General features: G+C 66.0%; 7 protein-coding genes and 1 pseudogene. 2 read left to right on the top strand and 6 right to left on the bottom strand.

Translation table 11 applies throughout. The features are described 5' to 3' along the window. Nucleotides 1-86: 86 nt before the first annotated feature. The gene (locus FLG15_RS21320) at nt 87-3,941 is read right to left on the bottom strand and encodes a translocation/assembly module TamB domain-containing protein (protein ID WP_057678003.1); all 3,855 of its coding nucleotides are present in this window, start codon (nt 3,939-3,941) and stop codon (nt 87-89) included. Continuing rightward, complete coding sequence (locus tag FLG15_RS21315; protein ID WP_150147353.1) at nt 3,938-5,719, bottom strand: autotransporter assembly complex protein TamA; 1,782 nt, start codon at nt 5,717-5,719, stop codon at nt 3,938-3,940. The genes FLG15_RS21320 and FLG15_RS21315 overlap by 4 nt, the downstream gene beginning before the upstream one ends. Before the next feature lie 235 nt (nt 5,720-5,954). Between FLG15_RS21315 and FLG15_RS21310 the strand changes: the two are divergent. Next, a pseudogene (locus FLG15_RS21310) lies at nt 5,955-8,644 on the top strand (TonB-dependent receptor plug domain-containing protein). A 253-nt stretch (nt 8,645-8,897) separates the two neighbouring features. Here FLG15_RS21310 and FLG15_RS21305 read toward each other — a convergent pair. The 3 genes from FLG15_RS21305 to glyQ all read right to left on the bottom strand — a co-directional run bounded on the left by FLG15_RS21305 (nt 8,898) and on the right by glyQ (nt 13,834). Continuing rightward, on the bottom strand, nt 8,898-10,487 hold the full coding sequence (locus FLG15_RS21305) for a tetratricopeptide repeat-containing sulfotransferase family protein (protein WP_150147350.1): 1,590 nt from the start codon (nt 10,485-10,487) through the stop codon (nt 8,898-8,900). Then, nucleotides 10,487-12,724, bottom strand: coding sequence for a glycine--tRNA ligase subunit beta (gene glyS / locus FLG15_RS21300; RefSeq protein ID WP_057678001.1), 2,238 nt, complete (start codon nt 12,722-12,724; stop codon nt 10,487-10,489). The genes FLG15_RS21305 and glyS overlap by 1 nt, the downstream gene beginning before the upstream one ends. Before the next feature lie 201 nt (nt 12,725-12,925). Beyond that, complete coding sequence (gene glyQ, locus FLG15_RS21295; protein ID WP_150147347.1) at nt 12,926-13,834, bottom strand: glycine--tRNA ligase subunit alpha; 909 nt, start codon at nt 13,832-13,834, stop codon at nt 12,926-12,928. Between the two features lie 90 nt (nt 13,835-13,924). Here glyQ and FLG15_RS21290 point away from each other — a divergent pair, with 90 nt between their 5' ends. After that, complete coding sequence (locus FLG15_RS21290; RefSeq protein WP_150147344.1) at nt 13,925-15,739, top strand: GspE/PulE family protein; 1,815 nt, start codon at nt 13,925-13,927, stop codon at nt 15,737-15,739. A 413-nt stretch (nt 15,740-16,152) separates the two neighbouring features. Here the strand turns inward: FLG15_RS21290 and xopAD are convergent, their stop codons facing one another. Beyond that, entirely contained in the window at nt 16,153-22,713 is a 6,561-nt protein-coding gene (xopAD, locus tag FLG15_RS21285) for a XopAD/skwp family type III secretion system effector (RefSeq protein WP_342343580.1), read from the bottom strand. Nucleotides 22,714-23,465: the final 752 nt, after the last annotated feature.

Raw genomic sequence — 23,465 nt, 5'->3', positions numbered from 1 at the left:
AATCCTCTATCCATGCAACAAGCGCTGCACGCTAACGGCCGCAGACGCAGCAGAACGACCAGCAGTTTCTGCCAGCTCGAAGCCGCCTACTTCTCCCGCCGCCAGTTCACCGACCCCTTGGTCTCGATGGTGCTCGATTCGGCTTCGATATCGAAGCCGCGGCTGAGCAGGTATTTCAGCGTCAGTACCGAGCCGCCGCCGACCATCGACACGCCGTAGCCAACGTAGAGTTTGGGCGAGAGATACTTGCCGAAACCGACGACCGAGCCCAACGTGCTGGATTGGCTGACGCCGGCGTCGTCCAGGCCAAGCTTGGCGCCGATCTGCGAGGCGATCAGGCTGCTGCCGGCCGACAGTGCGGCCGAGGCGGCGCTGACCTGTTGGGTTTCGTCGCTGCTGGCAGTGGACAGGCCGCGGCCGAGCACCAGATACGACAGCGCTTCGGATTGCGACATCGCCGGTTCCGACCACACGTCGGCACGCGGCGATTCGGCGCGGCCGCTGACATCGATGCCGGCGGTGACATCGCCGATCTTGCGTTCGGCGCGCAGGCTCACGCGCGGGTCGGAGACGATGTTGTTGTTCCAGGTCAGCTGGCCACGGGTGATGGTCAGGTCCTGGCCATAGGCCTTGTAGCGCCCACGCACATCCAGCCCGCCATTGGCGGTCATTTCGCGGCCCGGGCGCGCGCGGATCTGCATCTGCCCGCTCAGCCCGCCCTTGAGGCCGAAGCCGCTCATGTTGACCTTGTCGCCGAGCACGATCGCCAGGTCCATATCCAAGGGCGATGCGGGCGTCTGTTCCGGGTCCACCGGGTCCAGCACCACCACGTCTTCGGACACCGAGGTGCCACGGTCCAGGCGTTCCAGGTCGATGTCCGCTTCGGGCACGGTGACCTTGCCGCGCAACTGCATGGTGTTGTCGCTAATGCCGAACTGCATGTCCGGATTGGCAATGATGCGCAACTCGCTGGTGTTGTAGGCCAGCACGTTGTCGCCGCGGATATTGAGCAGCAACGGCGTGCTGGTCCCGAACCACGACAACCCGCCATCGACGGTGAGCGTGCCGGGGCCGGACTTGGCCGAGGCGGTGATCTTGGCCGAGCCATCCGGCAGCGCATCGAAGCGGCCCTTGCCCTCGCTCAGCGTCAAACCCATCGACGGATATTCGGCGGTGAAATCGCTCAGAGTGGCGTCGCCGCCGAGCAGTGGTTTGTCGCGGGTGCCGCGCAGGCTCACGTGGCCTTCGACCAGCCCCTTCGGCCGCACCACGTCGGCAATCACCAGCTCCAGCCAGTACAGCCGCGACATATTCAGATACAGCTCGCCGTTGAGCGGCGCGTACGCATCCCAGCCGGTATTGAACTTGGCATCGACAAAGCCGGCGCCCTGGAAGCCGATACCGAGCTTGCCCTGGATCTGTTGCTGGCTGAAATCGGCCTGCACGCTGAATTGGTCGTAGCGCAGCAACTCGCCGCGATTGGGATTGCCGGCCACTGCAGCGTAGCGGCTTTCGCCCAAACGAATGCCGCCTTCGGGCGATGCGATGCGCAGGCTGCCTTCCCAGGCGTTGCCGCGCGGCTTGAAGCTACCGTCCAGCGACAGCTCGCCACGCAGATAGATCTGCCGACCTTCCTGCTTGGGCAGCCACGGCTGCACCAGCGACAGCGGCAGCGCGTCGCCATGCACCACCATGCCCTCGCGCGGCCAGTTGGCGCTGGCGCACAGTGCGCCACCGGTGGCCGCACCCAGGCAGGTGTCGGACAAGGTAAACGCCGCGCCATCGGTGCCGAACTGCGCCGGTTGGCGCAGTGCCCAGGCATCGCCCTTGGCTGGGGCAATGCGCAAGGTCGCGAGCTGACCCTGCCACCGCTCGCCGTTGCGACGCACATCGCCCTGCAGGGCGACAGTCGCCATGCTGTTGGCGATGTCCGCATCCAGCCGCAGGGCCTCCACCGCGCCGCGCGCTTGCACGCGCACGCTGTCGAGCACCACACCGGCTTCGATGGCGGTACCTTGCAAGGCCAGTTGGCCATCGCTGCCGCGCCACGGCAGCCGGCCGCGCAGGCTGATGCTCTGGGCGCTATAGGTGTCCCAGCGCAGGCCGTTGCCGGCAATGTCGGCGGTGATGTCGGGTGCGTCGCGCTTGCCGCTGACCTGCAGCTGCCCACGCACGACGCCGGTGGCACCAGGCAAGACATCGTCCAGCTGCAACGGCTGCAGCTGCGCGGCGATATCGAGCTGGTCGCCCACCTTGCCCTTGGCGGTGATGCGGCTATTGCCCAGCGCCAGTTGCAGCTCGCCTTCGCCCTGTTCGCCGCGCAACGCGAACTTGCCGTTGCCCGACAGCGCGCGTTGACGCAGCTGGCCGGCCAGGCTGGGAATGGCCGCAGTGGCCTCGAACCCCGGCGAGACACCGCCGGCAGGAGCCGGCAATTGCCGCCCCTTGGAGGCGATCTTGCCGGACAGGTTGCCGTTCCAGCCCGGCGCGAAATAGCCCGGGTCGAACTTGGCCAGTTGCGCGCTGACATCCCATTGCAGCTCCGGCGCCCAGGCCACTTCACCGGTGAGATCCAGCGCACCGCCCGGCGTTTTCGCCTGCACCTGCTTGAGCTGTGCACGTTGGTCGTTGCCACGGCTGTCGAAGACCAGCTCGGCCTGCTGGCCATCGCGCTCCAGTGCGGCGTGGCCGATCGCAGCCCAGGCTTTCAAGGTGCCGGCCACGCCCAGGCGTGCGTCTTTCAGCTCCACCGGCACCAGCGGCGCGTCCGGTGTGGCCGGATCCGCGGCCGGAGTGAAGCGCAGGCCGCTGGCGTTGACCGCAAAGCGGAAACTCGGATTCTGGGTATCGCGGAAATCGGCGGTGCCGCGCAGTTGCGTGCGGCCTTCGAAGGTGTCGATCACCAACGGTTCGAAGGTGAGGACCTGCTCGGCCAGGCGGACATGCGAGGGTTGCAGCGTAGCGCTCAGTTCGCCTTGCTTGATGCTGCCGTGCAGATCGGCGTTGCCGCCCTTGCCGGAGGCTTCCAGGTTCAGCGCGATCGGCGTGGCAGGCGGATTGGCTTGCCCCTGCGCGGCCGGAATCAACAGCGAGGTATCCAGCGCCTCGGTCACCGCCTTGAACGCCCAGGTCGGGTCGTCGCGACCGGTGAACACCAGGCTGGCCTGCAGCGGCGCCGGCGCCCGGCCGGCAATGGCCACTTCCATCTTGTCCAGATCCCCGCGGGCCACCAGCCCCAGGCTGGCCGGGGTGCGCCCGCGTGCGGCCGGTAGCACGGCAGTGGCGGTCAGGTCGGCGCGGTAGTCGTCGTTGGGCAGGTAATCGCCGTGCAGGCGGAAGTCGCCCATGTCGGTGTCGATCACCAGATCGCGCGTGCGCAGCTCGCCGGTGGCGACCTCGAGCCCGCCCTGCACGGTGTGCAGCACGATCATCGGCTGCTGCAGCTGGGTGATGCGCAGGTTCTGCACATCGATCTTGTCGGCCTGGATCGCCAGCGGCACGTTGATCTGCGGTAGCGACTCGGGCCAGCTGGGCAGGGTGAACGGTTCCTCGCTCTTGCCCAGGTTCAACGTGGCATTGCTCACTTGCACCGCGTCCAGCTGCAGCTTGCGCCCCAGCAACGGGCGCAGGTCCGGCTCCAGATACACGCGCTCGGCGGTGAAGTGGATGTCCTGATACTTGAAGTCGACATTGCGCAGGGTCAGCGGGCCGGCCACCGGGCCTTCGACGGCGCGGTAGGTAAAGGTGGCGCCCACCGGCAGGCGCGCGGTGACCTGCGCCAGCAACACATCGCGCCCGGCCACGGTCTGCAGCAGCCAGTAGATCGCGATCAAGGCCAGCAGCACCAGCCCGAGCACGGTCAGGCCCGAGCCCACCCAGAAGCGGCGCCGGCGATAGAAGCGTGCGCGGCGCGGCGCGGAGGGCGGCGTGGGCGTGCTCACAGGTTGGCCCCGATATCGATGTAGAGCTGAAACTGCGAGTCGGGGTCGTTCAAGCCATGCGCGATATCCACCCGCACCGGGCCCACCGGCGAGCGCCAACGCAGGCCGAAGCCGACACCGGTATGCCAGTCGGGCCGGTCATCGAAGGCGCTGCCGCCATCGACGAACACCGCGCCGCCCCAGGGGCCGCCCTTGAGGTAATGCTCGTATTCGGCACTGGCGGTGACCACGTTCTTGGCACCCAGCGCGAATTCGTCGGGCTTGGGCGTGCGCGGGCCGACTTCGCGGAACGCATAACCACGGATGCTGTTCGCGCCGCCGGCGAAGAAGCGCAGGCTCGGCGGCATCGCCACCAGGTCGCTGGTCCAGGTGGTGCCACCTTCGCCGCGCAGGATCAACCGGCTGTTGTCGCCGGCGCCCAGGAACCAGCGCAGCTGGCCATACAGCTGGCCGAAGTTGGTGTCCGAGCCGGCACCTTCGGCGCCGCCGCGGATGAACATCTGCGCCGACACGCCGCTGCGCGGAAACAGCCGGTCGTCGACATTGACGTAGTTGGCCTGCAACTGCGGATAGATCAAGGTGGAAGTCTCGTACACCGCGCCTTCGAAATCGTCGCCGCTGCTGAAACGCCACCGCTCGCGCAAGGCGTTGATCGAGGCGATCGCGCTCCAGCGCTCGTTGATCTGGCCACTGCGGCTGCCGGTGAGTTTGACGTTGCGCAGGTCGATGTACTCGGTCTGCTCGTCGTACAGCCGCGCCGAGGCGGTGTACCAGCCATCCAGCCAACGGAACGCCGGCACGCGGTAGCTGGTGGTCAGGCTCTTGCGGTTCTGCGCGTAATCCAGCTGCGTGTCCATCTTGTGGCCGCGCGAGTTCACGTAACGCCGCTCCACGCCACCGCGTACACCGGCGCCGCTTTCGCTGCCGTAGCTCAAGCCGGCGGTGTAGACCGTGCGCTTGGCGCGGGTAAGTTTGACGTCCACCGGCACGCGGCCTTGGTCGTCTGCCTCTTCGGGCTTGGGCTGGATGTCGATGGTGCTGAAGTAATCCAGCTTGGTCAGCGACTCGCGCAATCGGTCAAGCTTGCCTTCGTGGTAGTAGCTGCCCTCTTCCCAGTACACCAGCGGGTCGAACAGGCCGTCGCGGAAGTAGTCGTAGTCGAAGCGCACCTTGCCCATGTCGTAGCGGCGGCCGCTGTCCCAGTTCAGATCGATGTCGGCCGCATGCTCGGCACGCGTGATCGCAACGCGGCGCTGGGTGAAGTCGGCATCGAAGTAACCACGCTCGGCCAGGCGCCGGGTGATGCGCACCTTGCTGGCTTCGTATTGCGGATGACTGAAGACCTGGCCCTCGCGCGGCTCGAACTGCTTGAGGTCCTGGCCCAGGTAGCGGTCCTGCTCGGCCCAGCCGGTGATCGAGATATGCGAGGTGCGTACCCGCACCGGCTCGCCGCGATCCACCGTGATCACCACGGTCACCTTGTCGCCGGCGCGCGGTGCAGCCAGCGTAATGGTTGGCGAGTAATAGCCAAACGGCTCCAACGCCTCGCGCGTCTGCCGCTCGGCCTGTGCCAACAGATATTCCAGACGCGACTCGCCCTGCTCCTTGCCCACGGCCTCATACAGAGACAGGGAGACCTGGATGTTCTCGATCATCTCGGCGTCGCCGCCGCCATCCAAGCCCTTGATTTCGATCTTGTCGATGGTTGCCCGAGCAACCGCTTGCAGCGGAACGAACAGGGTGCACAGCAAGGAAAGAGCAAACGCGACTTTAAGCATCGTCAAAGGATACCCAGCCTCGGCGTGAAGGGACAAAAAATCTAAGCAAACCCGACTATACGGGGACCGAGTGACGTGGTCACATTCGGCGTGTTGTTAACGTTTCGTTGGCACTGATTGCGAGCGGCCCCCCAATTGCTGCTTGCCCGTTTACCTTGAGAGAGAGGTTCGTTTCATGAAGCGTCGTCTGCTGGTTACCGCCGTATGCACCGCCTTAACGATGCCATCGCTTGCGATGGCGCAGGACCAAGGTGACGTGACCCAATTGGACAAGGTCACCGTGACAGGTTCGTTGATCCCCCGCTCCCAGATCGAAACCGCGACCCCGGTGTTTTCGATCACTGCCCAGGACATCCAGCGCCGCGGCTTCAAGGACGTCTACGACGTGCTGCGCTCGCAGCCGATGGCCACTGGCTCCGTGCAGGACAGTCAGTTCAGTGGCGGCTTTACTCCGGGCGCCAAGTCATTGAGCCTGCTCGGGCTGGATCCGGGCTTCACCCTGGTACTCATCGATGGCCGGCCCATGGCCGACTACCCGCTGCTCTACAACGGCCAAAGCAACTTCGTCGATCTGGCCAGCGTGCCGGTCGGCATGGTCGAGCGTATCGATGTGGCGCCCGGCAACCAGTCCTCGATCTACGGTTCCAGCGCCATCGCCGGGGTGGTCAACATCATCCTGAAAAAGCGCATGGACGGCGTGCAGATGAACTACCGCATGGGCACCTACGATGGTGGCGGCGGCAACAACCAGCGCTTTCAGCTCACTGGCGGCAACGAGATCGGCGGCGCCAATATCGTGTGGGGCTGCAGCTCAATAATCAGGACCCGATCTACGGTTTTCAGCGGCGCGATTTCGATTCCACCAACGACAACCCGGACCCGACCCTGCGCTACGGCTCGCGCATCGCGCTGCACAACACACCGCGCACCTACATCGACCCCGGTGCCGACAACTGCGCCGCGCTGGGCGCGCTGTTCAACGGTTCGGTGCAATACGACAACCGTGCCAACCGTGGCAATTTCTGCAGCAGCCGTGCCGAGCCTGGCTATGCCAGCATCCTCAACAAGGAGCGCAGCGCCAGCGGCTATGCCAACCTGAGCTATGCATTCAACGACAACGCCGAACTGTATTCGACCCTGCTGCTCAACCGCACCAAGGTCGAAGTCAACAGTGGCTCGCAGTTCTGGCAGTCCTCTTCTGACACCGGCGGTCTGTTCTACAACCAGGACAGCCAGCAGCTGGAAAGCTATCAGCGCATCTTTGCGCCGGAAGAAACCGGCAATCTGAATTTCAACAATCAGCGCCAGACCGCCGATTCCTACAACATCGCAATTGGCCTGAAGGGCGGCCTGGGCGCCAGCAACTGGACCTACGACGCCTATTACGCCCGTTCGGAATACCGCATCGACAGTCGCCAGCAATGGCCGCTGGCCGATCGCATCGAAGACTTCTTCCGCGAACAATTCCTTGGCGCACCGCAAGGCGAGTATTACGGCTACCCGATCTACTCGCCCACCGATGCCAACTTCTATCGCGCATTGACGCCGGCGCAGTACCGCAGCTTCAACGACGAAATCCGTACCAAGTCCAGAACCTGGACCCAGAACGTCAACCTGCAGCTGACCAATACCGAATTGTTCAACCTGCCTGCCGGCGCTGTGGGCATCGCCGGCGTGTTGCAGGCAGGCAATCAGTACTGGACCAACCCGACCGACCCGCGCGTCATCGCCGGCGACTTCTACCAGCTGACCGGCACCCAAGGCAGCGGCAAGCGCGACAACTGGGCGGCAGCCTTCGAAACGCGGATCCCGATCCTGAGCACGTTGACCGCCAACCTGTCTGGTCGCTACGACGACTACAAGAACCAGGGAGGCGGTGGGGATTCCAAATTCACCTACAAGGCTGCACTGGAATTCCGCCCGATCGACTCGCTGTTGTTCCGCGGTAACTACGCCACCGCCTTCAAGGCGCCGGACATGGCCTTCAGCTTTGCCGGCGACAGCGGCTTCTTCCAGGGCGTCAACGATTACTACCGTTGCACGGTGGAAGAACCGGGCGTGCCGATCGCCGATTGCACCTACGCTGGCACCACGATTTCAGGACGCCGCGCCGGCAATCGCGATCTGAAGTCGATCACGGCCAAGTCCTGGGGCGCCGGCGTGGTGTGGTCGCCAAGCGCACGCTTCAGCGTCAATGCCGACTACTACAATATCAAGATCGACCAGAAGGTCAGCGATCTGAGCACCGACAATCTGCTGCAAACCGAATCGGCGTGCCGCCTGGGCAGCCTGGACATCAATTCGCCTACCTGCGTGGACGCGCTTTCGCGGATCGATCGGACCGGGCCCGATGCACCTGTGCCCAATCGCCTGAGTAGCATCCGCATCAATCCGGTGAATATTTCCAACGAGGAAATCTCCGGTGTGCTCACCAAGGCGACGTACAACCTGGCGACCGAATCCTGGGGCCTGTTCGTGTTCGACGCGCAGTACAACGTGACCCTCAAGCACGAAAGCCAGCAATTCCCCCAGGACCCGGTACGCGACCTGCTCAGCGAACCGTTCTTCTCCTCCGAGTTCCGCACCATCGCCAATGCCTCGGTCACCTGGCAGAAGGATGCGTGGACGACCACCTTGTTCGGCCAGCGCTACGGCCGCACCCCGAACTTTCTGTCGCAGCAGAGTACCGACGGCTACGCAGTGGAAGGAGCACGCAAGGTCGGCGCGTGGACCACGTTCAATGCAACGCTGGACTACGCGATCAGCGACGATATCTCGCTGACGGCAACGGTCAACAATATCGCCAATACCCGCCCGCCGCGTGACCGCACCTACACCAGCTACCCGTACTACAACATCTTCAACTACACCGGCTACGGCCGCGCCTACATGCTGGAATTGAACTGGCGCTTCGGCGCGCATTGATTCACAGCACTGTGCATGCGTACCTCCAGCGGCAGCCAACACGGCTGCCGCTGGCGTTTTTGGACTTGCGAGGCAGCTGCGGCAGTGTTGCCCGCCTGCAGGCCAGAGCGTGCAGTGATGGCGTTGCGCAAGCAGACCCGGCTGGCGCAACCGCCGTCCATCGGGGCGAGTGCTTCGGTGCGCATCGAACTGGAGGCCGATGAAACGTGCTCGCAGCGCGCCTGGTGCGCCGCCCAAGACCTAATGGCCGCTGTCAATGCACGCCAGCATCGAGCAGACCTGCCTGCGACAACGCCTGCCGCAAAGGCTCCAGCTGGACTGCATAGCGGCGCCATTCCTCCACGTTGCGGCTGTGCACGCCCTCGCGCACCTGCACGCTGCTCAGCGTGGCAGACGCTGCGGCATTGCGCGTGATGTCGATCTGCCCCGGCTCGACGTCCAGCCCGCAATGTGCCATCAGCTGCTGCAGCATTGTGGAGGGATCGCGCACCATCTGCGCGTAGTCCACATCGATCACCCGGCCCGGCAATGCCGCGCGCCATTGCGCCATCAAACCGTGATACGCCTGATAGTGACGTGCCAACGTGTGCAGGTCGTAGCTGTAGGCATACGAATCGCCGAACAGCGCGCGGTAATTGGAAAAACATACCGCCATCGGCTCGCGCACCAGGTGCACGATCGGCGCGCCCGGCAGTGCGCGCGCAATCGCGCCGATCGCCACCGCATTGGCCGGCAATTTATCGATATACCAGCGCGCCGATCCGGCACGCCACTGGGTCTGTTGCAGATATCGCGCACCAATCTGTGCGTAATCCAGCGTGGGCAGCGCCTGCAGCAACTGCGCGTCGAGCAGACTGCGGCCGGCCTGGTCGGCGCCCCAGCGCAACTGATGACCGAAGTCGTTCAACTCGCCGGCCGACACGATCTGCGAATGATTGCCCAGCATGCGCTCCAGCACCGTGGTGCCCGAACGCGGCAGGCCGAGCACGAAAATCGGCTGCGGACCTTGTCCGTTACCAGCCTGCTGCGCTGCGAACACGCCCCGCGCAGCCAACGCACCCAGTTGCGCATACAGCGCGGCTTCGGCATCGGCATCGTGGCGCAGACGTGCATGCATTACGGCATTGCCGTGCTGCAGCGCGTCCCAGGCTGCAGCGGTGTCGCCAAGGTCTTCCAGCTCCTTGTACAACGCAAACGCCAGCCCGGCACGATCTTCACTGTCGGGTCTGGCGAGCTGCAACTGCTGACGTAATGGCGCGACATGGTTGCTGCCGGGGGTCTGACGGCGCAGCCGCGCACGCGTGAGCGCTGCACGGCCGTAGCCGGGCGACAGCGCCAGGGTCTGCTCCAACGCCTGCGCGGCGTCATCCAGGCGACCGTTGAACTGCAGTTGCACCGCAAGAAAAAAACGGAAGTCCGGGCCATCGAATCCGCAAGTCTGCGCGCGCTGCATCATCGCCAATGCCTCGACGTGTTCGCCCAGGGATTGGTGCACGTGGGCAAGCAAGGCCAAGGTCGCGCCGTCGCGGCACTGCATCACCGAGGGATGCCGCAGCAGCGCATGCAGCACGTGATGTTCGCCCACGCGCAACAAGGCCTGCGCCACACGGCAACGCATCGCCACGTCGTCACCCACATCGCGGGCGGCCAGCTGCAGCTGAGTCACTGCGTCGCGCATGCGGCCGTTGGCCAACACGGTGCCGGCCAGCAACACGCGTGCAGCCACATGCGTCGGTTCGGCCTCCAGCAGCGCCTGCAGTGCAGACGCTGCCACGCCCAGGTCGCGCCGCGCCAACGCAGCCCGGGCGGTCTGCCAGTGCAGCGCGCCCGCCGGCCTGGACATCAGCTGGACAGATGCTCGATGGCGGCCACGCTGCCGAGACGCTCGCCGAGCTTCTTGAGCAGCGCCAGGCGGTTGGCACGCAGCTGCGGGTCGTCGGCATTGACCATCACGCTGTCGAAGAACGCATCCACCTGCGGACGCAGGCGTGCCAGGCGTGCGAGCACGGCGACATAGTCGTGACGATGCAAGGCATCGCCGGTGTCGCCAATGGCTGCTTCCACCGCTTCGGCCAGCGCTTCTTCGGCCGGTTCGCGCAGCAAGGTCGTGTCGATGTCGCCGGGGATCTCGCCCTCGACCTTGCGCAGGATATTGCGGATGCGCTTGTTCGCTGCGGCCAGCGCTTCGGCCTCGGGCAGCTGGGCGAAGATGCCGATGGCGTCGATGCGGCGGTCGAAGTCGTAGAGGGACCCAAGGGTCGCGCCCAGGTGCGCTCCTACGCCGTGCGGTGAAGGGGCGCCTTCGGGCGCGGCGGAAAACAAGGCTGCGACGGCATTGAAGTGCGTGGCAGGGACGCCTTTATCTGCGTAGTAGCCGCGTAGGCGGTCGAGGATGAAGTCGAAGATTTCGTCCGCGGTTTCGTGGTCATTTGCCATGTGACCGCCCCCAACCTGTACCTCTGCAACTTTGACACCCTTACCTTCGGCAACGGCGGCGTCAGCTTGTTGCTTGGCTGCCTTGGTAAACAAGATCGCAGTACTGGAAGAATGGACAGCGGCAGCCAGTGCGCCGCGCACATCGAGATCAAACCCACTCTCGATGATGGTCCGCGCCAACCCCAGCGCATTCCGCCGCAACGCAAACGGATCCTTGTTGCCGGTCGGCTTCAACCCCGCCGCAAAGCCACCGGCCAAGGTATCCAGCCGCTCGGCAATCGCCAGCACCTTGCCCGACGGCGAGAGCGCGATGTCGTCGCCGGCGAACCGCGGCTGGTAGGCCTCGTCGATGGCCAACGAAATTTCGCTGGGCTCGCCGGCGGCCTTGGCGTAATGGCGCCCGGCAATGCCCTGCAATTCCGGGAATTCGTTGACCATGCGCGATTGCAGGTCGTTCTTGGCCAGTTCCGCAGCGCGACGCGCCTGCACCGGGTCGGCACCGACCTGCGGTGCGATCGCCTCGGCCAGCGCCGCCACGCGCGCGACCTTGTCGGCCACGCTGCCCAGCTTGGCCTGATACGTGACGCTGGACAGGCCTTCGCCCATCGCCTGTAGGCCCTGCTTGAGGTCTTCGTCGAAGAAGAACTTGGCGTCGGCAAAGCGCGGGCGGATGACGCGCTCGTAGCCCTTGGCCACTTCGGCCACGTCCTTGGATTGGATGTTGGCGATGCCGATGAACTGCTCGGTGAGCTTGCCGCCGTCATCCAGCACCGGGAAGAATTTCTGGTTGATCTCCATGGTTTCGATCAACGCTTCCTGCGGCACCGCCAGGAAATCGCGTTCGAAACTGCACAGCACTGCCGCCGGCCATTCGACCAGGTTGACCACCTGCTCCAGGTTGTCGTCGCTGATGCGTGCGCTGCCGCCGGCCTGCGTGGCGGCCGCCTGCACTTCGTCGACGATGCGGGCACGGCGTGCGTCCGGATCCACCAGCACATGTGCGCTGCGCAGCGCATCGATGTACTCGCCGGGCGCCGCCAGCAACACCGCGCCCTCATGCATGAAGCGATGCCCGCGTGTGATGCGGTCGCCGCGCACGCCCAGCAATTCGGCCGGAATCACTTCGCTGCCGAACAACAGCACCAGCCACTGCACCGGCCGTGCAAAGGCATATTCGTGCGCGCCCCAGCGCATCGGCTTGGGGATCGGCATCGCGGCGATGGCCTCGCGCAGGATCTCCGGTAGCAAGTCGGCCGTGCGCGCGCCCGGCGTCACCGCGCGATGCACGAAGCGCTCGCCCTTGGCGTCGCTGGTGCGCTCCAGCGCGGTCCAGTCGATCCCGGCCTTGGCGGCGAAACCGGCCAGCGCCTTGGTCGGCTTGCCCTCGGCGTCGAGGGCGATGTTGAGATACGGCCCCAGCACTTCGGAGCGCTGCTCCGGCTGCTCGGTGGCCACACCCGGCAGCAATACCGCCAGACGACGCGGGGTGGACAGCGGCTTGGCATCGCCGCGGGTGATGGCAACGCCGCGCTTTTCCAGACCGCTCAGCACGCCATCGAAAAAGGCCTGCGCCAGGCCCGGCAGCGCCTTGACCGGCAGCTCTTCGGTACCCAGTTCGATCAGCAGGGGAAAGTGTTCGCTCATGTCAGGTGGACCTTGCTTGTTCCTTCTGCCGTCAACGGACGAAGGTGACTGGAGGATGTGCTTCTCCCGCTGGCGGGAGAAGGTGGCGCGCAGCGCCGGATGAGGGTGGTGCCAGGTCGGATGGCGGACCGCCCCCATCCGCCCTGCGGGCACCTTCCCCCGCATGCGGGGGAAGGGCATTGCATCAGCAAGGCGCCGGCATCAGCGTTTGACACCAGGAAACCCCAGCTTCTCGCGCTGCGCGTAGTACGCCTGCGCCACGCCCTGGGCCAGCGCCCGCACGCGCAGGATGTAGCGCTGGCGTTCGGTGACGCTGATCGCGCGGCGCGCATCCAGCAGGTTGAAGGCATGGCTGGCCTTGGTGGCCTGCTCGTACGCCGGCAGCGGCAGGCCGACCTCGACCAGGTGCTTGGCTTCGGCTTCGCAGGCGTCGAAGCGATGGAACAGCTCGGCCACGTTGGCGTGTTCGAAGTTGTAGGTGCTCTGCTCCACCTCGTTCTGGTGGTACACATCGCCGTAGGTCACTGCGGCGCCGTCCGGGCCGTAGGTCCACACCAGCTCGTAGACGTTGTCGCAGCTTTGCAGGTACATGCACAGCCGTTCCAGCCCGTAGGTGATCTCGCCCAGCACCGGCTTGCACTCCAGCCCGCCGGCCTGCTGGAAGTAGGTGAACTGGGTGACTTCCATGCCGTTGAGCCAGACCTCCCAGCCCAGGCCCCAGGCGCCGAGCGTGGGCGATTCCCAGTTGTCTTCGACAAAGCGCAGGTCGTGCACCAACGGGTCGATGCCCAGTGCCTTCAACGAGCCCAGGTACAGGTCCTGGATGTTGTCCGGGTTGGGCTTCATCGCCACCTGGTACTGGTAATAACGCTGCAGGCGATTGGGGTTTTCGCCGTAGCGGCCATCGGTGGGGCGGCGCGAGGGCTGCACGTAGGCGGCATTCCACGGCTCCGGTCCCAGCGCGCGCAGGAAGGTGGCCGGGTGGAACGTGCCCGCACCCACTTCCAGGTCCAGCGGCTGGATCAGCACGCAGCCTTGCTCGGCCCAGTACTGGTTGAGGGTCTGGATCAGGCCCTGGAAAGTGATTGGAACGCGCCGGGAATCGGACATGCAGCAAGGGCCGTACGGGAGGGGTGCGCTAGTATACCGGCCGACCCGCGGCGCTTTGCCGCGCAGCACCGCTGCTGGGGAAGAACACGCATGGAACAGCGGCGCACCGCCGATCCGGACAACGCCGTGGCACTGCTGCCGCGCGGCCGGCTGATGTTCGACCCGGTGGCCGCGGCCCTGCTGGCCGACGGCATGGTGGTACCGCACGAACACGAGCGCGTGCAGTTCTCCGCTGGCGGCGCGCGCACCGCCAGCGATGTGCATCCGCTGGTGCTGCTGGCCAATCTGAAATTGCATGCCGCCCAGCCGCCGGCCGGCGAGCTGGGCCTGGAACGGCTGACCGAATGGCTGGCCACCCGCACCGGGCTGCGCTATCTGCGCATCGACCCCACCCGCATCGATGTGGCCGCGGTCACCGGCGTGGTCTCGCATGCGTATGCGCGACGCCATCGCATCCTGCCGCTGGCGCTGGATGCCGAGCGCGTGCTGATCGCCACCAGCGAGCCGCTGGCGCTGGAGTGGCTGGCCGACGTGCAGCACTTGAGCCGGCGCCGTATCGAGCTGGCGCTGATCAACCCGCTGGACCTGCATCGCTACACGATGGAGTTCTTCGGCGTGACCCAATCGGTGCGCGGCGCGCGCAGCGATGCGCGCAGCACCGAACCCAATGCCGGCCTGCCCAGCTTCGAACAGCTGGTGGAACTGGGCCGTGCCGGCGACGTCAATGCCGACGATCACCACATCGTGCATATCGTCGACTGGCTGCTGCAGTACGCCTACGAACAGCGGGCCAGCGACATCCATCTGGAACCGCGGCGCGAGGCCGGGCGCATGCGCTTCCGCATCGACGGGGTGCTGCACAAGGTGCTGGAAGTGCCGCCGTCGGTGATGACCGCAGTGGTCAGCCGCATCAAGGTGCTCGGGCGTATGGATCTGGCCGAACGCCGCCGCCCGCAGGACGGCCGCATCAAGACCCGCTCGCCGGGCGGGCGCGAGGTGGAAATGCGCCTGTCCACGATGCCCACCGCGTTCGGCGAAAAGTGCGTGATGCGCATCTTCGACCCGGATTCGGCGTTCAAGAGCATCGAGCAGCTCGGTTTCAGCCCCGAAGAAGCCGCCGGCTGGAGCGCGCTGGTCGAGCGACCGCACGGCATCGTGCTGGTCACCGGCCCCACCGGCTCGGGCAAGACCACCACGCTGTATTCCACGCTCAAGCGCCTGGCCACGCCGGACGTGAACGTGTGCAGCGTGGAAGACCCGATCGAGATGATCGCGCCGGAATTCAACCAGATGCAGGTGCAGCAGAACATCGACCTGGATTTCGCCAGCGGCGTGCGCACGCTGCTGCGCCAGGACCCGGACATCATCATGATCGGCGAAATCCGCGACCTGGAAACCGCACAGATGGCGGTGCAGGCTTCGCTCACCGGGCACCTGGTGCTGTCCACGCTGCACACCAACGATGCGGCGTCGGCGATCACCCGCCTGCTCGATCTGGGCGTGCCGCATTACCTGGTGGCCTCCACCCTCAACGGCGTACTGGCGCAGCGGCTGGTGCGCACGTTGTGCGTGCACTGCAAGCGCCCGCACACGCTCAGCGACGCCGACTGGGCGGCGATTCGCGAGCCGGGCGAAGCGCTGCCGGAGACGCTTAACGTGCACGCGCCGGTCGGTTGCCTGGAATGCCGCTGCACCGGTTACCTGGGCCGGGTGGGCCTGTACGAACTGCTGCCGGTCACCCCGCGCCTGCGTACCCTGATCCGTCCAGACACCGAACTAGCCAGCTTCAGCCAGGCGGCCCGCGGCGAAGGCCTGCGCACGCTGCGCCGCACCGGCCTGGAGAAGGTCGCCGCCGGGCTGACCACCATCGAGGAAGTGCTGTCGGTGCTGCCGCCGCGGGAGTAAGCGAATCCTCCGTGCTGGTGAGCACGCCGCTTGGGCGTGGTTGGCGGGCGGCACGCGCGTGCATGATCGGGGGGATTCCCGCGGCCGCAAGGCATCGAGGGTCGGGGATTGCGTAGAAAATTTTTTGCGCACGGTGGGACCGATCCCTGCCGATCGCCCATTCGCTCAGGCACGTTGTCGGTGGGCACGCACGCAGAAACACGTCCGGTTTCCACGCCGTTTTCGTACGCCAAGCGCTCGATCGCCATGACGGCGACCGACGCACCCGGCCGCGAATGCGCGCCGCACGCGCTCGATGTTGCCGCACCAGTGCAACTCGGCGCTCGTGCCGTCATGGTGCAGACGCCATCTGGCCCGCAGCTCGATCTTTCCAACTGTCGCACTTGTCCACGTTGCGGAAGATGGATTGGCCCTCATGCGCGCGCTCCCAGACGCTCGACCCCGGCGGGTTTGCGCACCTTGGCGGTCATCTCGTGCATGGCCTTTTGGTGCGCGGCGATCTCCTGCGTCAGTTTTGCCTGCCTGACCGGATCGGGTTGAGGTTTTTGCCGCTCCCTGTCCAGTCGTGTCTGCGCCAACTGCATGCGCTTGTACGGCAGGTGCGTTTGCGCCTTGGCGTTGAAGCTCTCGGCCGTGTGGAACTGCACTTCAAACGCGTAGCCCTCGGCGTCGGTGAAGCTGGCATTGATGCCCCGGTAGGTGCCGTCTCCCGAGGTGAAGTAATTTTTCAGCTTCACGCACGTGATTCCTTGCCGACGCAGTGCGTCCTGTGCCGCCAGCACCTTGATCACGAAACCCTCGGGCGGCAGCTCAAGCGCATAGCGCAGCGCATCGCCCACGCTCTGCGCGGCCTGTTCGGTAGTCATGCCGGCGCGTAGATGGCGCCGGATCTTGTCCTTGATCGAGGCGACCGATTTCTGGAACGGGGCCTGTTGCACCTGCTCGATCCGACCCTGCTTGGCGTCGTAGCGCACGTTGCCCCAGAGCCGCGCGCCCAAGCCTTCGGCCAGCGTGTCGAGCACCGGGGTCAGCGCCGCCTGCTTGCTTGCGGCGGTGTCGAACACAGCGGATGCCGACGATGGGTCTGCAGTGCCGGCAGTCTGCTCGGCGCCGGGCGTGGGCGTGGCGCTTGGCAACGCCGGCACGGTCTCTTCCTGCCAGTTGTCGATCTCCTCGCATCCTGGCGGCGAGGCCACGCGCTTGAAGGCCTCCAGTGCAGGCGCCTGCAGGGTGCGTTGCTCGGCCCGCGACGCCCCGCCAACCGCCAGCGCATGGGCGCGCTTGTACAGATCGTGGAAGCGCTCCTTGAGCGCGAAGGTCTCCGGCGTGTGGAACTGGATCTCCCACAGCGCACCCTCCGGGCTGCGCAGCGTGACATTGATGGCCTTGAAGACTGGCGGGTAATCGGTGAATTGATTGGTCAGCTTGACCCGTGCATGGCCCTCATCGTCCAGTGCAGCCAGCGTGGCGCGCAGACCGGCGGTGAAGTCCTGCGATTCCAGCACCACGCTGTAGCGCAGCGCATCGTTGACGCCCGCCGCCGCTTCTTCCAGCGTCTGCTTTTTCAGTGCCACCCGCTGCTTGAGCTTTTCCTGCAACGAACCGTAGGACTTCAGTTGATGCTGCGTGCCGGCCAGTTGCCCACCATGGCGGGCGGCAATGCGCTGCAGCATGTCGGTGACCTGCGGCTCCATCTGGCGCGCGCGCCCGAGCAAGGCCTGTGCCTCAGCCGCAATGTCCTGCGGCTGCACCGCGCGCAGCCGCTCGGCCGGCGGCTGCGAGCGGGCGATCCAGCCGGCCTGCTGTAGCGCCTCCAGCGCGTCTTCCATGACGCCGGCGGCCATTGACGGCATGCGCTGCAGCAGCAGCTTGGTCTGTTCGGGATCGAAGCGCCCATCCTGCATGGCCCGGGCGGTCGCCCTGCTGTACGGCGGGACACGGATCCGCTCGGCGAAGCTGCGCTCGGACCGTTCGCAGGCCTCCACGATCTTGGCGAACAACGCCGTGCCGGTGTCGGACTTCAGCGCATCGGTGCCGACCTTGACCGCAATGGTGAACAGGTTGCGCATGGTCAGTTCCGGCTCGCCGGGGACCAGCCCGGGTTGCCCGTCCGGGAACTGCGCATGCGATAGCCGGCGCACCGGGTAGTTGTCCAGGATGGCGTGGATGCGCGCCTCGACGCCAGAAGCGGCCGCGTAGGCCTTGGCCAGGCCGGGAAACGCTTCGGCCACGGCCTCGGGCAACGCCGGCGCGGCGCTGTCGGCGGCCGGGTCCGTCTCAAGCGCAAGCAGCTGCGCGTGCAGCAATGCGGCCGCTTCCCGCGCTTCGGGCAGATGCGCGCGCTCGATCGCTTCGCGTGCCTGCACGCGCAGCGTGGCCAACACCAGCGGATCGCGGGCCGGCTCTTCGAGCAGCTCGCGCAAACCGTTGCGCAACTCGCGCTCGATGCCATCGTAGGTGCCGAACATCATCTCGCGCGCCATCGCTGCGCGCAGCGCGTCCGGTTGCGCCATGAAACGCGCCGCCAGCGTGGCCGCCGCCGAGGTGATGCGCTGACCGCGCTTGAGCGCCATGATCTCGGCCAGCCGCCCGGGCTGGTAGTGGCCGGTGGCCGGGTCGATGGCCGGCGTGGCGGTCTTCGGCGGCTTAAAGGACTTTTGCCGACCGAGCGTGGCCTTGCGGTCCATCACCTGCGAAATCAGCGCGGCCAGCTTGGGGTAGCCTGCGTAGATGAAGGCGTCGTCGCCGTCGGTGTCCATGTCGCGTTTGCGCAACTCGTCGATCGGCAGTGCGCCCAGGCGCCCAGGCTCCACGATGTCCTTGAGCCGCAGGCTGCCGGTGCTGAGGATGTCGCGCGGCAAGGCACCGCGGTCGCGGCCGTTGGTCCAGCACGACAGCGTCTTCAGATCTTCCTTGGAGCAGGCCAGGTCGGTGTCGGCAAACGCGGCCGGCCATTGCTTCTCGGGCACGACCACCAGCATGCCCTTGCTGTGCAGCATCTGCGGATCGACACCGGAGCGATCGTCGAAACCGGTGTAGCTGTACTGGATGCCGAAGCACTGCGAGAGGAACGCGGCGGTGGCGTCGCCCTTGGCCATGGTGGCGATGCGTTGCTCCGGCACCGGCAGCAGATTCTCCTTGTCGTAGGGGGGCTTGCCGAGCAGCAACGGGCCGCCGGCCAGGTCGAAGGCCTGGCTGCGCTGCTGCGGCAGATGCACCTTGTCGTCGGCCGACGGCACCGCCCGCACCCGCTGGCCCTGGTAGCCGCCGCTGATCAGCGGCCGGTACACCCACAACGGGTCATCGCCCGTCGGCTCCAGTGTCTGCAACCGGCCCTGCATCGCCGCGTGCGCCTCTTCCAGTGCCGCGGCATCGCGCGGGTAATGATGCAGCGCCTGCGGTGGCATCAGCGAAGGGCCCTTGTCCTTGGCCACCAGGTCGCGCTGCTCCTCGGTGGCCTGGTTGGCCTGCACGGCGTGCCAGGCCTCGTAGTGCTTGCGGAAGGCCGGAATGGACAAGGCCACCTCCAGTTTCAGGAAACCGCAGCCATCGTTGGGGCACAGCGCCAGCGCAGTGCCATCCACCGCCAACGGCTTGAACGGATGCTCAGGACCCTCGACGTCATCGAACACGCCCAGGCGCAGCGTGCCCTCCACGACATGGTCACTGGGCACCATCTCCAGCAGCGAGCGCTGCATGCGCGACCAGTCCTCGCGTTGCGGAGCGAGCTTGGCGGCCAGCTGCATCAGGCCGCTGCCCGGGGCGGTGTCGGCATAGCGGAACGCCGGCAACAGCGACGCCGACTCCTTGCGTTGGGACATCACCAGGCTGCTGCTGCCGGATTTGCTGCGCGCCGCGCGACTGCCGCCGAACAGGTCGAAGCGCCAGGGCTCGCCGTTGTAGTTGAACGTCCGCGCGAGCATGAAGGTCGATAGGTCGCCAGGCAATTGCACCTCCACCAGCGGCAGTCCGGTCAGGCGCGCAAACAGCGAATACGGCTTGTCCGATTCGGACCGATTGGTCGACAGCTCCTTGCCCACCAGATCGACCACCACATGGGTCGTGCTGCCGCGGCCCGGTGCCGGCGCCACCGGCCGACCGGGAACCGTGGACATGCTCAAGCGCCCACTGTCCAGGTCGAAGCGGGTCGGTGGATGGGCCTGGGTGATCGTCGGCGCTTCCTTGGCCATGCGCAGGTCCAGGGCGTCGAACACCTGCTCGCCGGCCTCGATCTGCGCGATCAGGTTCCAGCTCATCTCGCCCAGGTCCGCCTCGATCGCCTCGCGCGTGCGCGCCAGCGTCAGGTCCACCCACTTCACCAGCTCGTCGCGGCGCTGGCGCAGTTGCTTGCGCGGGCCGTCGAGATGGCGCGCTTTCCATTGCCGGCTCACCACCGCGTAGGCCTTGAGCACCTGGTAGAAGGTCAGCGCCGGGCAGCGTGTCGCATGTTCTTCGATGTCGGCCGACGCGCCCTCCTCGCCGCCACGCAGGTACAGGTCGATCTTGCGCGCGACGATGGGCTGCAACGCATCGAACACGCGCAATGCCTGGCCCCGATGGCGGGGCCTGAGCTCCGGACTGCGGATCAGCGGCAACAGTCCCATGCACAGGCTGCCGATCGCCTCGAGGCTGGTCTGGCGTAATCCATCGTCCCCGATGAGGGCCGACATCCGCTCCAGCGCCGGCTCGCCCAGCGGACGCATCTGGCGTTGCAGCCGCGCCGATGCAAGGGCCTTGAAGAGCACGCCGATATCGGCGGCCGAGGCGGACGCAAACCGCTCGCGGTGCAGGTCCAGGTGCCCGGCCATCGCCTGCAGCTTGGCGACACCCAACGTCTGGAACTGTTCATCGTCCTCATCATTCAGATGCAACAGCCGTGACATCGCGTTGGCCATCACCGCGATCCCACGCATCTGGAAGTGCCGCCACGGCTGCTCGGCCGAGCCTGCGCGCTCGGCGAGCAGCACGAATGCCGACTGGCACGCCGGCCTGGCGAGACATCTGCTCAGCGCGTTGAGCGCGACGGCCACGCCTTGCGGGTCCAGGCCTTTGCGCAACGCGGCATCGTTGGACAGCCGCGCAGCCAAGAGGTCGGTGGCTGTCTCGCAGACGGGCGTGCCGGGCCATTTGCTCAGGGCATTGAGCGCTTGGCTCACGTTGATCGGGTCGAAGGCATGACGCAAGCGGGCATCGTCGGTCAGCCGCTCGGCCAGCGCGCTGGCGGCGGCCGCGCAGACCGGCGTGTTGGGCCATTTGCTCAGGGCGTTGAGTGCGTTGCCGACGCCTTGCGGATCCAGATCCCTGCGCAACCCGGGTTCGTTGGCCAGCCGTGCGGCCAGCGCGTCGACGGCAGCCGCGCAGACCGGCATCTCGGGCCATTTGCTCATGGCGTTGAGCGCACTGGCCACCCCGAGCGGGTCGAGCGCATTGCGGAACTCTGGCTCGTCGACCAATCGCTCGGCCAGCGCGTCGACCACCTCGCCACAGACCGGCAGGTGCGGCCATTTGCTCACGGCGTTGAGCACTTGGGGCAGGTTGGAAGCGTCCAGCGCCGCGCACAGTTCGAAGTCGTCGGTCAACCGCTCGGCCAGCGCGCTGGCCGCGGCCGCGCAGACCGGCATGTCCGGCCATTTGCTCAGCGCGTTGAGCGCGCTGGCCACGCCATGCGCGGTCAGGGCGTGGCGTAACTCCGGTTCGTCGACCAATCGCTCGGCCAGCGCACTGGCGGCGGCCGCACAGACCGGCATGTTGGGCCATTTGCTCAGGGCGTTGAGCACGGTGGCCACGCCATGCGCGGTCAGGGCGTGGCGTAACTCCGGTTCATCGACCAACCGCTCGGCCAGCGCGCCAGCGGCGGCCGCACAGGCCGCGTTGTCGGGCCACTTGCTCAGCGCGTTGAGCACAGTCGCTACTTGCTGCACGTCGAAGCCGTCGCGCAACCAGGGATCGGCGGCCACCCGTGCGGCCAGCGCGCTGGCGGCGGCTGCACAGGCCGGCGTGTCGGGCCATTTGCTCAGGGCGTTGAGCGTGGTCGCCACGCTCTGCGCATCCATCGCATAACGCAACCGGTTGTCGCTGGCGACACGTGCGGCGAGCCGATGCGCCGCGGCCTGGCAATCCGGATGATCGGGCCACTTGCTGAAGGTATTGAGTGCCAGGCTGATGTTCTGCGCACCCAGAGAGTGCCAGGCTTGGTCATCACGCAGCAGGTGACGTGCCACACGCGCCACCGCGCGTTCACACCGACCGCTGTCGGTATTTTTTGCGAAGGCGTTCAGCAGCAGGGCGGACGGGTAGCCAGCCAGCCCCCGCAGATCGTCGGCCTGATCGACTTGCCCGGCGATCCACGCGATTGCCTCCAAGCAGGCGGGCTGGTTCGGGTGCTTGCTCAGCTTGTTGCCCACATGCGCCAGCTGCTTCAGCGATGCGCCTTCGAACCACCCGGTCTGGTAGAGGTACTGCGCCGCAAGCTCGGTGCAACGATCAATATCGCGTAAGGTTGCTCCCCTGGCGCGCTGTGCACTAGCAACCAGCTGGAGGTATTTGTCGAGCCGATTGGCGTTGACTTGCGCATGGAGACTTTCTTCCAGGAAGGGCAACGCCATCTCGCCGCGCATGCAATGCGCCAGCTCGTTGTCGTATGCCATCGACACGCACAGGCTGGCGTTGTGATTCCGCCCGATTCCATGGAGCTCGCTCAATTGCCGCTGCTGTTGCTGTCGCTGCGCCTGTAGCCGTTTTTGTGCCGCCGCGTCCAGATGCTCTTCGGCCCTGCGCAGTTCGGATGTCAGCCTGGTGCCATGGACTGACCGCTTTGACTGCCGAGCGGGCTCTTGCTCTTCGCGCGATCGTTTTCCTCCGATTCGGTCGGGTTGCCGTTCGCTCGGTCGAACATTTTCCCGCGCGTCCCAACCATGCTGCGTCGGTCGTTGCGGCCGACGATGCGACGAAGAGGCGCCGACGTCGGCGCTCACCTTGTCCGGGTACCGCTCGGTCTCGATGCACTCGTTTTTGACGGTCGCCGGCTGCCAGTGCCGAAAGCGCCCGTCGCGTGCACCTTCGCTGGCATCGCGTTGCTCTTTGTTTTACGGCACTTGCCGTCAAGGGCTGCCTGTCGCGCGTCGATGCCCCTGGGTCATCCGACTCCATCCTCCGCCGTTTTCTAGGCGGCAGTCCAAGCCGTTGATGCGTGCCGCTAGTGCTGGCCGCTGCCTGATCCTTCGTTAGCCTGGGCTTTTCTTCATGAGCGAAAGGCGGGTTTGTGCGGAACGCATTTGGATTGGCGGCATGGGTCTTCATGCCCGAAATTTTTAGTCAATCTACCCGCGAGCGACTTGTTCGATACGAAGCATCGACGACGTGTGCGACGCGCGCTGCGCGTTGGGCCGATGGCCCCAACGCATTGAAGGATTGAACGTATGGGATGCAGCACGCCGGCGCGGCGACGTGCTGCGCAGCCGTCAAGCACCGTCTTCGGGTGGTTATGCACGATTCGATGTTTTTCCATCCTAATCCAGCCGAACCTCGCCTCGACCTGACCACAGCGACGGCGCGCGGGCACTGTCATTGCAGCGGTGCGTTTTTCGGCCGATATCAGGGCATGCACCCGTCGACGACCACCGCTACCATCATCGGCATCTCCCTGCGAGGGAATCAGCACATGTCATTTGGCAATGACCGGCAGCGCGCGTCTTGGAGCGCAGCTTGAAAAAGATGCGTCGCTGCC

It is taken from the genome of Xanthomonas phaseoli pv. dieffenbachiae (genome assembly GCF_008639345.1).
Classification (GTDB): Bacteria; Pseudomonadota; Gammaproteobacteria; order Xanthomonadales; family Xanthomonadaceae; genus Xanthomonas; species Xanthomonas phaseoli.
This window is presented reverse-complemented; position numbering and strand designations above follow the sequence as displayed.

Bases quoted from the DNA above. Each gene is read 5' to 3' on its own strand.
- glyQ (WP_150147347.1), bottom strand. From the start codon at position 13,834: ATGTCCGATTCCCGGCGCGTTCCAATCACTTTCCAGGGCCTGATCCAG.
- glyS (WP_057678001.1), bottom strand. From the start codon at position 12,724: ATGAGCGAACACTTTCCCCTGCTGATCGAACTGGGTACCGAAGAGCTG.
- FLG15_RS21315 (WP_150147353.1), bottom strand. From the start codon at position 5,719: ATGCTTAAAGTCGCGTTTGCTCTTTCCTTGCTGTGCACCCTGTTCGTT.
- FLG15_RS21290 (WP_150147344.1), top strand. From the start codon at position 13,925: ATGGAACAGCGGCGCACCGCCGATCCGGACAACGCCGTGGCACTGCTG.
- FLG15_RS21305 (WP_150147350.1), bottom strand. From the start codon at position 10,487: ATGTCCAGGCCGGCGGGCGCGCTGCACTGGCAGACCGCCCGGGCTGCG.